11 protein-coding genes are annotated in these 13210 nt (G+C 62.5%); 4 read left to right on the forward strand and 7 right to left on the reverse strand.

Features of this window, described 5'->3' with window-relative positions:
• Positions 1–25: 25 nt before the first annotated feature.
• From LVY75_07890 to LVY75_07920, 7 genes are all read right to left on the reverse strand, one after another.
• A complete protein-coding gene (locus tag LVY75_07890) occupies positions 26–1444 on the reverse strand; it encodes an FAD-dependent oxidoreductase (protein ID XAZ20049.1) in 1419 nt (472 codons plus the stop codon).
• Between the two features lie 130 nt (positions 1445–1574).
• Positions 1575–2819 carry an acyl-CoA dehydrogenase family protein gene (locus LVY75_07895; protein ID XAZ20050.1) on the reverse strand — a complete coding sequence of 415 codons (1245 nt, stop codon included), beginning with the start codon at positions 2817–2819 and terminating at the stop codon, positions 1575–1577.
• Positions 2820–2891: 72 nt separating this feature from the next.
• Entirely contained in the window at positions 2892–3950 is a 1059-nt protein-coding gene (locus LVY75_07900; protein ID XAZ20051.1) for an aldo/keto reductase, read from the reverse strand.
• Positions 3951–3962: 12 nt separating this feature from the next.
• Positions 3963–4898, reverse strand: a complete 936-nt coding sequence (locus LVY75_07905) for an ATP-binding cassette domain-containing protein (protein ID XAZ20052.1) — start codon at positions 4896–4898, stop codon at positions 3963–3965.
• A complete protein-coding gene (locus LVY75_07910; protein XAZ20053.1) occupies positions 4876–5871 on the reverse strand; it encodes an ABC transporter ATP-binding protein in 996 nt (331 codons plus the stop codon). Before LVY75_07910 ends, LVY75_07905 begins: the two co-directional genes overlap by 23 nt.
• Complete coding sequence (locus tag LVY75_07915; GenBank protein ID XAZ20054.1) at positions 5871–6875, reverse strand: ABC transporter permease; 1005 nt, start codon at positions 6873–6875, stop codon at positions 5871–5873. Before LVY75_07915 ends, LVY75_07910 begins: the two co-directional genes overlap by 1 nt.
• Positions 6872–7861, reverse strand: coding sequence for an ABC transporter permease (locus tag LVY75_07920; protein ID XAZ20055.1), 990 nt, complete (start codon positions 7859–7861; stop codon positions 6872–6874). Before LVY75_07920 ends, LVY75_07915 begins: the two co-directional genes overlap by 4 nt.
• A 281-nt stretch (positions 7862–8142) precedes the next feature.
• Between LVY75_07920 and LVY75_07925 the strand changes: the two genes are divergently transcribed.
• From LVY75_07925 to LVY75_07940, 4 genes are read left to right on the forward strand one after another with little or no spacing between them, the layout of a single operon-like run.
• The gene (locus LVY75_07925) at positions 8143–9747 is read left to right on the forward strand and encodes an ABC transporter substrate-binding protein (protein ID XAZ20056.1); all 1605 of its coding nucleotides are present in this window, start codon (positions 8143–8145) and stop codon (positions 9745–9747) included.
• Positions 9748–9776: 29 nt separating this feature from the next.
• The gene (locus LVY75_07930) at positions 9777–10955 is read left to right on the forward strand and encodes an LLM class flavin-dependent oxidoreductase (GenBank protein XAZ20057.1); all 1179 of its coding nucleotides are present in this window, start codon (positions 9777–9779) and stop codon (positions 10953–10955) included.
• An 11-nt stretch (positions 10956–10966) separates the two neighbouring features.
• Positions 10967–12004 (forward strand): ABC transporter substrate-binding protein, encoded by a 1038-nt coding sequence (locus LVY75_07935; protein ID XAZ20058.1) that lies wholly within the window; start codon positions 10967–10969, stop codon positions 12002–12004.
• Between the two features lie 13 nt (positions 12005–12017).
• Positions 12018–13178, forward strand: a complete 1161-nt coding sequence (locus LVY75_07940; protein ID XAZ20059.1) for an acyl-CoA/acyl-ACP dehydrogenase — start codon at positions 12018–12020, stop codon at positions 13176–13178.
• Positions 13179–13210: the final 32 nt, after the last annotated feature.

Genomic DNA, 13210 nt, shown 5'->3' on the forward strand with positions numbered 1-13210 from the left:
TGCGGTTTGTCGGATGAATCGCTTCTCAAGAGGCGGCGCGGGCCGGCGTGAATTTCGCAAGGATGCGGTCGGCAAGCGCGATCGCCTGCGTGCGCTGTTCGGTGATCGAGCTCGATTCCCAGGCCACACCGCGCAGCGGATGGCCGATGGCGCTTAAGTTGCGGTGAACGCGCCCTTCCTCATCGATGAGGTCGCCCTCGGGGGTGGCGTCGATGCCGAAGCCGGTCGAATGCGGGCGCACCTCGCCGCTTGAAAGAAGCTGGCGAACAAACGGATCAGCGATTTCCCGCCAATCATGCAGCTGATGCCCGCGGCAATCGATTACGCCGCCGAAGATAGTCTCCTCAAGGCCTGCCGCGGTTTTCAGGGTTGCTGCAATACCGGCTCCCTCAGGCTTCAGCGCCAGGAGGCGGGCCGTCCCATCGACGAGCCGCCCCTGAGACCGCGCCGCTTCGACGCTGCGGTGGCTTTCCGGCGCGGATCGATGTGCCGTCACGTCCCAGAAGGCCCTCAGATGACGGGCAAAGCGCAGTCTTTCCCGATCGTTGGCATTCTGCCAGAGCGGCAGGATGTGGGGGCGAATGGCAAGCGGCAGCCCCTGCCAGTCCCCACCGGCGGCGGCAAGCTGGCGTCGTTCCGCCTTGACGCGCGCAAGCAGGTCGCGCGCCGTCGAAGGAAGCGGTCCGTCAGCGAGAAAGTCACGGGCCGGATCGGCATTCCTGCGACCCTCGACGAACTGGCCCCGCCGCGAAATCACCCGGTAGCGCCCACGAAACCCCCTCGCCTCCATGCTCGCGATCGCATCGACCATGGAGAGACTGGCACCGATGATGAGGATATCGGAACTGTCGCTCAACCGGTCGAGCGCTGCCAGGTTCCAGGGATTTTCGGCAAAGCGCGGATGTCCTGCCACAGCCGCCTCGGCAGGGCGCAGATCGGGCTGGAATACCCCGAGTGCCAGTACGGCTTCGTCCGCTTCCAAGACAGTGCCGCCCGTGGTCGCTACACGGACCCGGTGTGGCGATGATGACAGATGTGCTGCCGACGAGCGGACATGCTGCAGGCTCGATCCGGAGCGTGCCTGTGCAACCGCGCGCTTCAGTTCGTCGCGCACATAGGTCCCGTAAAGATGGCGCGGCGGGCTGCTTGCGGCAACGTCTGCGGGCGGCTGCCAGCCGTTGGCGGGGCCGTTTTCGGCAAGCCAACGGGCCAGATGACCCATATCCTCGGGATAGAGCGAGAAGATCTCGGCCGGTCCGTTGACGAGATGGGCCGGGTCGCTGGTGCTATAGGCAACGCCGCGACCGAGCTCGGTACGTGGCTCGATGATGGTGATCGACAGCCCCACCGTCGTCCGGTCAAGCAGTTTGAGCGCAGTCAACGCGCCGGCGAAGCCGCCGCCGATAATGATGACGGATTGGCCTGGCTTTGGATCGAAAAGCATGAGACCTCCCTCCCCGTCACACAGATCCGGGGGATGACAGCAAGAAAGGCGCACAGATCTCCTGTCGGCGCGGCGGCCGGACATCAGGATGACCTCAAGTGATAAATGAAGCGACGCGACGGGCCGGGTTCTAGAAGACCTTGCCTTCCTCCAGATGCGTCGTCGTTCCGTTGATGTAGAAATCGCCGACCACACGCGCCTTGTGTAAAAGCGGATTATGGTTGAGCACGGTGCGGATATTGCGCCAGTGGCGGTCAAGGTTGAGATGTCTCGATGTCGCCGAACCGCCGCCGAGCTCGAAGACGTTGGTTGCGGCAGAAAGCGCGATCTGAGAGGCAACGATCTGCGTACGCGCCGTCGTCAGGGCGCTTTCGACAAGAGCCGCTTCCAAGCGTTCCGGATCTCCTGCGCCAAACGCCGCGACGGAACGGTCAAGCGCGCGGGCCGCCTCGCGGATCAGCGTATCGACAGCAAAGGAGCCGCTGGCGATCTCACCCAGGATTTTCTGGACAAAGGGGTCGGCATTGGCCGTCTCGGCCGCACTATGAGCGGCCGAACGCGCCTGCCTGCGCACGTAATCGGTACCTTCCGCCACTGCACCGCGCACCGCACCGGCCATGGAGGCGGTAAGGTGGAGTTGACGCAGGGTCGATGTATGGCGCCCGACAAGCGAATTGAGGCCGCGCGTGGAAATCTCATGCGGCAGGACCTCGACATCCTCCAGCAGCACGCCGCCGCTCGCCGTCAGCCGCTGGCCCATGCCGTCCCAGTCGTCGAGAACGGTGATGCCATTGCGGTCGACCGGAAGCAGGACGCTCACGAATTGGTCCTCGTCGTTCCTGGCGCTGAAGGAAGCGAAATCGGAGAATGCGGTTCCCGTCGCATACCATTTGCGGCCATTGAGCCGGTAACTGTCGCCGGCCTTCGAGAGTTTCGTCGTCACCTCGCCAGGACGCTTGGTGCCTTGTTCCGTATGAGCGCCGCCGAACAGCTTGCCGGCAAGCACTCTTGCCAGCTGCGTGCGGTCAAGCACCGTATTGGGATTGAGAATAAGGCTCTCGGTGAAATTGAAATGGCTGCGAAGCGCATGTGCGACATTGGAATCGGCCGCACCGATCGCCATGATCGTCTCGATATAGTCGAGGACACTACCGCCTGGCCCACCAAGCGAGGTGGGGATGCGCAGCGCTCCGAGACCGGCCTCCTTGAACAGGCGGAAAGCCTCAAACGGAAGCTCGCGATCGAGATCGCGCCGTGCCGCTTCCTTGCCAATTTCGGCTGCGAGCGCCGGCACCGTCGAAAGCAGGGCGGCAAGATCGGTATCGGGCTCAGATCCACCGGTGGATAGCAGCGTGGAAGAGGTTGAGGTGGCCATGGTCAAGCTTTCAACGGTGAATTTTTGAAGAATGGGGAGGATCCGCGCGAAGGCGGATCCTCCCTGACGGCCTCAGGCGACGGCGCGCGTCAGCGACACGACATTGTCGGTCCCTACTTCGCTGAGACGCGGAACGCGCCCTTCGACCGGATGGCTTGGATCGTTGAAGCCCGGCGTCGAGGGATGACCGGCCGTCACCAGCCTATCGACCAGGGCCTCGTCCTCGGCATCGAGCTTGACGTCGAGCGCGCGGATATAGCTATCCCAATGCTCCTCGGTGCGTGGACCGGTGATGGCGGCCGAGATCAGCTTGTTGTTCAGCACCCAGGCGAGCGCGAACTCGGTCGGCGTAATGCCCTTGCGGTTGGCATGGGCAGCGATCTCCCTGGCGATCGCAATCGATTCCGGACGCCATTCGGTTTCGAGGATGCGCTTGTCGCCACGGCCTGCACGCGTATCGGCATCCGGTTCCGTGCCCGGCTCATATTTTCCAGTCAGCACGCCACGAGCGAGCGGCGAATAGGAGACGACGCCAAGGCCGTAATAGTGGGCGGCCGGCAGTTGTTCGGCTTCCGCCGTGCGGTTGACGATGTTGTAGAGCGGCTGGCTTGCCACCGGCCGGTCGATGCCAAGCTGATCGGCAAGGTGGGCGATCTCGGCGATGCGCCAGCCGCGGAAGTTCGAGACCCCGAAATAGCGAAGCTTGCCCGCACGGATCAGATCGGCAATGGCACGAACCGGCTCTTCGAGCGGCGCATCGAAGACAGCGCGGTGGAAATAGAGGATGTCTATATAGTCGGTGTTCAGGCGGCGCAGCGAATTCTCCACCGTCTCGATCACCCATTTGCGCGAGTGGCCGCCAAGGTTCGGGCCCTTGGTGTGCGAGTTTACGAACTTGGTCGCCAAGACCCAGTGATCGCGGCTTGACTTGATGCCGCGGCCGACAACCTCTTCCGACTTGCCGTCGTGATAGACATCGGCTGTGTCGATGAAGTTGATCCCCTGCTCGCGGGCCTTGTCGATGATGCGGAAGGCGACCTCATCGGGCGTCGGCCCGCCGAACATCATGGTTCCAAGGCTGAGCGGTGACACTTTGAGCGCGCTGCGCCCGAGATAGCGATAATCGACCATTTCATTCTCCATTCATTGAGCGTGGTGACAGGCGACGGCATGGCCGGCGCCGAACTGGCGGAATGCCGGATCCTCGGCCCGGCAAATATCGGTGGCAAGCGGACAGCGCGTGTTGAAGCGACAGCCGGACGGTGGATTGTGCGGACTTGGCAGGTCGCCGTTGATCGGGGCTGCCTGCTTGCGGCGCGACGGGTCGGGCACGGCGGCAAGCAGTGCCCGCGTATAGGGATGTTTGGCACCGTTCCAGAGGTCGGCAGTCGAGGCGCTTTCGACGATACGCCCGAGATACATGACGAGCACACGGTCGGCGAAATAACGAACGACGGACAGATCATGCGAAATAAAGAGATAGGAAAGCGACAGCTCCGTCTTCATCTCGACCAGCAGGTTAAGGATCTGGGCCTGGATCGACAGGTCAAGTGCCGAGACCGGTTCATCGCAGATGACGAGCTCGGGCTGCAGGATCAGCGCCCGGGCAATGCCGATGCGCTGGCGCTGGCCGCCGGAAAATTCGTGCGGATAGCGCTCCAGGGAATCGCGTGGCAGGCCGACATGCTCGACCATTCCCGCAGCGATCGCATCACGTTTCCTGCGATCGCCGATGCCATGCACGGCAAGCGGTGCCGTCAATATCGTCCGGATGGTCTGCCGTGGATTGAGCGAAGCGAAGGGGTCCTGGAAGATCATCTGGATGCTTCGGCGGATCGACTGCAGCTCCTTGTTCGACATGGCCGTAACATCGCGGCCGCGAAAGCGGACCTGCCCGGAAGACGGCGTGACGAGACGCGTCAGCGACTTGCCGAGCGTCGACTTGCCGCAACCGGATTCGCCGACGAGCGCAACTGTCTCGCCTTCCGCGATTTCCAGTGACACGCCGTCGACGGCACGCACCGTGCCGGCGCTGCCTGGATAATGGGTGGAGAGCCTATCGACCGACAGGAGCGACATGAGCGACCTCCGCGTGGACTGAAACATAGGGGCAAGCGACTTCGCGGCCCGCCGAGATGGAAAACAGCGTCGGCACCGCCTGGGCGCAGGCGGGACGGGCGACCGGACAGCGCGGGCGGAAGGAACAGCCCTTCTCGCCGGCGGCCGAGACGATGGAGCCCGGAATTTCGGCAAGCGGCCCATCGCGATAATGATAATCGGCCGTCAGCCGCGGCGAGGCCGCCAGCAGGCCGCGTGTATAGGGATGATAAGGCGTGTCGAAGACCGGGCCGGGAAGCCCCTCCTCGATCTTGCGGCCGGCATACATGACGACGACACGATCGGCCCATTGCGCCACGATGCCAAGATCGTGGGTGATGAGGATGACCGCCATATTCAGCTTGGCGCGCAGATTATCGAGAAGCTGCAGGACCTGCGCCTGGATGGTCACGTCGAGCGCGGTCGTCGCCTCGTCGGCGATCAGAAGTTTCGGGTTGCAGGCAACGGCAATCGCGATCATCACGCGCTGGCGCATGCCGCCCGACAACTGATGGGGATAGTCGTCAATGCGGCGGGCCGGCTCCGGAATACTGACGAGGTCCAGAAGCTCGATCGCCCGGGCACGCGCCTGGCGGCGGCTGAGATCCTCATGGATCCGCAGTACCTCGATGATCTGGTCACCGATCGACAGAACCGGATTGAGCGAAGTCATCGGCTCCTGGAAGATCATTGCGATGTCGCGCCCGCGAACCTTCCGCAATTGCCGTTCCGACAGCGTCAGCAGGCTGCGACCGTCAAACCGGATCTCGCCGCCCGCCCGGGCGTGCCGTGGCAGGAGGCCCATCAGGGCAAGGGCCGTCAGCGATTTTCCGGAGCCGGATTCGCCGACGATCGCCAGCATCTCTCCGGGATTGGCGTTAAAGCTGACGCCCTTGACCGGCTCTGCGGTCGCAAAGCGGACGGAGAGATCGCGGACTTCGAGAAGATGGCTCATCAGCGTTCCTCCGAAAAGCGCGGATTGAGCGCATCGTTGAGACCGTCGCCCAAAAGATTGAGTGCCAGTACAGTAAAGACGATCGCGAGGCCCGGCAGCGCCGTCAGGTACCAGGCTGTGCGGATCACGTCGCGACCGGCACCGATCATCGATCCCCAGGAGACGCGATTGGGATCACCGAGCCCCATGAAGGATAGCGCCGATTCCATCAGGATGGCGCTGGCGACCATCACCGAGGAGGTGACGATCAGGGGCGGCAGGGCGTTCGGCAGGATTTCGCGGAAGATGATGCGCGCATGGCCGAAGCCGAGGCTTCGCGCCGCAAGCACATAGTCCTTCTCGCGGATGGAACGGAACTCGGCCCGTGTCAGGCGCGCCACCGTCGGCCAGCTGACGATGGCGATCGCGATTGTGACGGTCGAGGTTGTGGGCTGAGCGATGGCGACCAGCACGACGAGCAGGACGAAGCTCGGGATCGTCTGGAAGATCTCGATGACTTTCACCAGGAGATCGTCGACGATCCCGCCGAAATATCCCGCCATCGCGCCGATCGTGATGCCGGCAGAAAGCCCGAGGGCGGTCGCCGCGATTCCGACCGTAAGCGAAATGCGCGCGCCGTGCAGGATGCCTGCGAGCACATCGCGCCCCATCGAATCCGTACCGAGCGGATAAGACGGATTTTGGCCCGGCCAGAGGAACGGTCGCGCCACCATCTCCATCGGATCGCCTGGATAAAAGACGGGGGCAAGAAGGGCTGCGAGTGCGGTGGCGATCAGGAACAGGACGCCGAACAATGCGGTGGGATTGGACAGAAAGACCTTGAGCTCACGTCGCAGACCGCGCCAGGCGACACCGGGTGCAGCCGAGGCGCGCACGTCGGGCGCATGAATATGCGTCCAGCGCGGCTCGGCTGGTTTCTCGGGTGCCGGGCGTGACGCGTCACTATCGCGCTCCGCTAAATCAATTGCCTCGCCGGCGTAGGTATGAAGCTTCTGGCTGGTCATCGGCTGGCTCCGATTCTGGGATCAATCCATGCCTGCAGCAGGTCGACGGCCGCGTTGGCGACGATGACCAGGAAGGAGGACAAGAGCAGGATGCCGAGCAGCACGGAGAAATCGCGTGCCATCACGGCTTCGAAGGCAAGCCGGCCGAGTCCTGGCCAGCTGTAGACGGTCTCGACCACCACTGCTCCGCCGAGCATGCCCCCGAAATGCATGCCCGCCATTGTCGTGATCGGGATCAGGGCGTTGCGCAGCACGTGACGCGTGGTCAGGAAGAAGGGCGACACACCCTTGGCGCGGGCGGTGCGGACAAAATCCTGGGATTTTACCTCCAGCATGGCCGCGCGGGTCAGGCGCGCGTAGATCGCCAGATAGAAGAGCGAAAGCGAGGTTGCGGGCAGCACCATATAGCGGATGCGGTCGAGAAGCGCCGGCAGCCCCGTGAGCCGCGATCCGATCGTGCTGTCGCCGCCGCTCGGCAGCCAGCCGAGCTTGACGGAAAAGAACAGGATCAGCATCAGGCCGATCCAGAAGCCGGGGATGGAATAAAACAGAAGCGAAACGACCGAGATCACGCGGTCGGCAATCCTTCCGGAGAAGGTTGCCATCAACGAGCCGAGCAGCAGACCGACGGCAATGGCGATCAGCAGCGCGGCCAGCATCAGCGTCAGTGTTCCGGGCAGCCGCTGACCAATGAGATCTGCAACCGGCATCCCGTAGCGCGGTGAAAAGCCGAGGCTGAAATGCGCCAGGTTGTCCAGGTAGTTGGCGAGCTGCACGAGAAGAGGGTTGTCGAGCCCGAAACGCTGGCGCAGAGCCGCCATGGTTTCTTCCGTGGCCGAACCGGATTCAGCCGCCATCACGTCGGCTGCATCGCCCGGCGCGAGCTTGAGCAGGAAGAAACTCAATATGACGATGCCGAGCATGGTCGGCACGGCCTGAATGACGGTCTTTCTGATCGTGCGGGCGACCCGCTTTAGTGCCGACATGGATTTCCACCTCGCGTCGCCGGAAGAATTCATCGTGTTGCGTTGCGATAGTAGTTGACTAAATCTGTGGGTTTTGTCAAATCGATATTAGTAAATAATTCCAAGAAGAAGCCTTGCATCGATGTCTTTTGGAATCATTTAACGCCAATAGCGCATCAATTCGAATTTCTTACCGAGGCTACTCCGCAATTGGGTAAAAAACTCTACGGCCGCGCCGAAGTATGGAAAGGCGAACTTAGACCGCCCGGCAACGGGAACGCACAATCATCGAGGGACCGACCATGCCAGCATTTCCTGCCCCGACACGCCGCAATTTCCTTCTTGCTTCCGTTGCGCTCACCGTGGCGTCGGCAACACGCCTGCCGGCCTTTGCCGCTCCGGTGCGCGGCGGCACAGCGACGCTGCTCCTGTCGGCCGAGCCGCCGGTGCTGACGACCATTGCGAACACTGCCTTCAATTCCGTCTATGTCTCGCCGAAGGTCATTGAAGGCCTTCTGACCTATGATTTCGAGCTGAACCCGCAGCCTCTTCTGGCCAAGGAATGGTCGGTGAGCCCGGATGGGCTCGTCTACACGTTCCACCTGCGCGACGGCGTAAAATGGCATGACGGCCAGGCCTTTACCTCGGCTGACGTTGCCTTCTCGATCAAGACGCTGAAGGAGGTTCATCCGCGTGGCCGCAACACGTTCCTCAACCTCGTCGACGTCGAAACGCCGGATCCGCTGACGGCGATCCTGAAACTCTCCAAGCCGGCGCCCTATCTCATCACCGCCCTTGCCTCCTCGGAGACGCCGATCGTAGCGCGTCACATCTATGAGGGGACGAAGGTTGCCGAAAATCCTGCAAATCTCGCGCCGATCGGCACAGGTCCCTTCAAGTTCAAGGAATGGGTCCGCGGCAGCCACCTCGTCTATGAGCGCAACCCCGATTACTGGGACCAGCCGCGCCCCTATCTCGACCAGCTCATTGTCCGTTTCATTCCCGATGCCGCAGCACGCTCGATCGCCATCGAGACCGGAGAGATCGACCTTGCCCCCTCGACACCCGTTCCGCTCAGCGATCTCGAACGTCTGAAGACGGTCGACGGCATCGCTTTCGACGAGCGCGGCTACCAATATTCGAATGGGGTTAGCCGCATCGAGTTCAACCTCGAACGGCCCTTCTTCAAGGACATCCGCGTTCGCCAGGCCTTCGCCCATGTGATCGACCGCAAGGTGATCCTCAACACCATCAACTACGGCTACGGCGCGGCCATTCCCGGCCCGATCAATCCCAATCTTGCCAAATGGTATGATGGCGACCTGAAGACCTATCCGATCGATCTTGCCGCCGCCGAGAAACTGCTCGACGAGGCAGGCTATCCACGCGGCAGCGACGGCGTGCGCATCCGCATCAATCTCGACTATGTGCCGAGCGGCGAAACCTATCCGCGTGGTTCCGAATATATCCGCCAGGCGCTTGCCAAGGTCGGCGTCGATGCCACGGTGCGCAGCCAGGACTTCGCCACCTATACCAAGCGCATCTATACCGATCGCGATTTCGATTTCGCCTTCGAGGGAATGAGCAACCTCTTCGATCCGACCGTCGGCGTTCAGCGCCTCTACTGGAGCAAGAACTTCAAGCCGGGCGTGCCCTTCTCCAACGGCTCGGCCTACAGCAATCCGAAGGTCGATGCATTGCTCGAGGCCGCGGCAATCGAGGTCGATGCCAAGAAGCGTGTCGATCAATGGCGCGAGATCCAGCAGATCCTTGTCGAGGACCTGCCGGCGATCGACATCGCCAGCCAGCCGGAGCTGACCATCTACAACAAGCGCATCGCCGACCACACAGTGGGTGGAGAAGGCGTCTCGGGCAGCCTTGCCTACGCTTATCTCGCCACAGCCTGAGCCAAGAGGAAAAGGAACACGGATCCGTCATGTCCATTCAACACCCTCCCGGCTCTATCGTGGGTCTCGCGAAATTCTCCGCCCCCACCGACTTTGCCGAAAGCCCACTGTCGCAGGCGCTCAAGCAGCCGGTGCTGCTCGGCCTGTTCCTGCCGATCCAGGCCGGCGGCTGGACGCAATCCACGCTCGAGCGATCGACAGACTGGAGCTTCGATTACAACAAGGCGCTGACGCTGAAGGCCGAAGAACTCGGCTTCGATCTGGTTTTCGCCCTGTCGCAGTGGCTGCCGAAAGGCGGCTATGGCGGCGTCTTCAACGGCCAGGCGCTCGACAGCTTCACGACAACGGCAGCGCTTGCCGGCCTGACCAAGAAGATCATGCTGATCTCCACCATGCATGTCCTTTACGGGCCGTGGCATCCGCTGCATCTCGCCAAATTCGGTGCGACGCTCGACCACATCACCGGTGGCCGCTGGGGCATCAATGTCGTGACGGGTCACCGTGCCGTCGAGCATGAAATGTTCGGCTGGCCACGCATCGAGCACGACAGGCGCTACGAACTGGCGGCCGAATTCCTCGAAGTCGTCCAGCGTCTTTGGAGTGATACCGAGAATTTCTCCTTCGAGGGCGAGAGCAGCTGGAAGCTCGGTGGCGGCTTCGTGACGCCCAAGCCGAATTTCGGCCGACCGATCCTCGTCAACGCCACGGGTTCGGATGCCGGCATCGCCTTCGCCGGCCGCTATTCGGACATTGTCTTCATCACCAGCCCGACGGGCGCCGATATCAACAGCGCGCTTCAATCGCTGCCGGCCCACACGAAAAGAGTGAAGGATGCGGCCAGGGACGTCGGACGCACGGTGCGCACCCTGCTCAATCCGATGGTCATCTGCCGGCCGACTGACAAGGAGGCCTGGGAGCTTGCCGACCGGATCGTCGCCCATGGCGACCAGCGCTCGCCGCAGGGCTTTTCGTCACTGAACTCGGATGCGCATGCCTGGAAAGGCCGCGATCCGCAGGATCCCTACCGTTTCGTCGGCGGCAATATCCGCGTCATCGGCTCGCCCGAAAGCGTGGTCGACCAGTTCCAGAAACTGAAAGCCGCCGGTATCGACGGATTGCAGCTCAGCTTCTTCGATTTCCGGGATGAACTCGAATTCTTCGGCACCGACGTGCTGCCACTGATGAAGCAGGCCGGCCTGCGCCACTGAAAGGGATGATCATGACCAGCAATACCATTTCGGAAATCTGGTATACGCGCTGCCCGGTGCCGACCCCGGTCGGGCTCGCCGCCCAGCTCGGCTATCTCGAGGAAGGCTTCCGCAAGGAAGGCGTGACGCTGAAGTCGATCATCGACTCTCCCGACCGCGCCATCCGCCAGAGCCATTTCAACCATACGCTCGACTGGTCCTTCCGCCACGGCGGCAATGTGCCGCCGATCCGCGCCCGCTCGGAGGGCCGCAAGACAAGGCTCGTCGGCATTACCTGGACGGATGAATTTCAGGCGATCATCACCTTGCCGGGAACCGGGATCGCCACCAGCAGGGATCTAAAGGGACGCCGCTTCGGCATCGCCCGGCGTCCAGAAGGCATAGTCGATTTCATGCGCGCGACGGCCTTGAAAGGTCTCCTGTCGGCTCTGTCGCTGGAGGGCCTGGCGCTCGACGACGTCGAGATCATTGACATCGCGCTTGCCGATTCCGTGCTCGCCACCCAGGAGGGACCATCGCTCTTCGGTCTGAAGCGTCGCCAGGCCTATGGCGAAGAGATCGCAGCTCTGCTGCGCGGTGATGTGGATGCGATCTATGTAAAGGGTACGGCCGGCATCAGCGTCGCCAATCTGATCGGCGCCGTTCAGGTGGCGGAATTCGGTTTTCACCCCGACCCGAAGATCCGCATCAATTCTGGCTCGCCGCGTGTTTTGACGGTCGACGAACTGCTTGCCGAGGAACGCCCCGATCTGGTCCACCGGCTTCTGGAAGCGATCTACCAGGCAGGTGATTGGGCACAGGCCCATCCGGATGAAACGCGTCGCTTCGTTGCGCGCGAGGCTGGCGCCACTGAGGAGCAGGTGCTGGCGGCAAATGGGCCGGAGGTCCACCGCCATCTCGGCCTTGGGCTGGAGCCCGAACTGGTCGAGGCAGTCGGCCACTATAAGAATTTCCTTCGGGACTTCGGGTTCCTGGCCGCCGATTTCGATATTGCCGACTGGGTCGACCGTCGTCACGTCGACAGCTTTCACACCCGCGCTGTCGCCTGACAGGAGAAGCACTATGCTGCAGGAAACGATCGATCCACTTGACAGGGCACGAAGGCTTGCCAAGGATTTCTCCGAACGCGCGCACCATTTCGATGCGAGCGGAGAATTTCCCTTCGAGAACTTCACCCGGCTTTACGAGGCGCGGTTACTCGGCTTGGTGACAGCTCCCGAGCACGGCGGCCATGGCGGCGGCCTTACAGATGCCCAGGCGGTGATCAGCGAGATCGCCCGCGGCGAGCCATCGACGGCGCTGGTGCTCGCCATGCATTTCAACAGCCACTATACGCTGCGGCGGTTCGGAAAATGGCCAGCTCATCTTGCGGAGCGGGTTCTTCTCGCCAATCGGCAAGGTCCAGCCCTGATCAATGCCGCCCAGGCAGAACCCCGGATCGGCTCTCCCGCCCATGGCGCATTGCCAGAGACGATCGCTAGGCGCAAGGGCGACAGCTGGCGTATTACCGGTCGCAAGACCTACGTCACCGGCATACCGATCCTCAAATGGGTATCGCTGCTGGCGCTGACGGACGAGGCCGAGCCACGGCTTGCCTCCTTCCTGGTGCCGACCGACAGACCCGGCTTTACGGTCGAAAAAACCTGGAATGCCGCCGGAATGCACGCGACCGCCAGCGACGACATCATCCTTGAAGACGTCGTCATTCCCTTCGAAGACCTGATCGAGGCACAGCCCGCTTCAGAACCGATCCGGCGGGAGGAACATGCCACGGCCTTCTTCTTCTCGCTGATCGGCGCCGTCTATCATGGGGTGGCGCTGTCGGCCCGTGACAAGGTGCTTACCTTTTCGGCCCGCCATGCGCCGGCAAGCCTCGGCGCACCGATTGCGACCGTGCCGCGCATTCAGGACGGTCTCGGCGAGATAGAAGTCCGCCTGTCGACGAATGCCAGGCTGCTGCGCTCGCTCGGCGAAGATGTCGATGCCGGCAAGCCGGTCGGCATCGACGCCATGGCCGTGCGCCATGCGGTGATCGACAATGCGGTCGCCGTTACGAACCTGGCACTCGATCTTGCCGGCAATCCCGGCCTCAACAGGGATTTCGGACTGGAACGCCATCACCGCGACGCGATCACCGGCCGCTCGCACGCGCCGCAGAACCACATGGTCCGGGCAATCGCTGCGAAAAATGCCCTCGCCCGCCTGGAAGCGGGGCGCATCTGAAACCCGACCTCGGATTAGAACGCCCGGCCGGC

The sequence above is a fragment of the Sinorhizobium sp. B11 genome, from assembly GCA_039725955.1.
GTDB lineage: Bacteria > Pseudomonadota > Alphaproteobacteria > Rhizobiales > Rhizobiaceae > Rhizobium.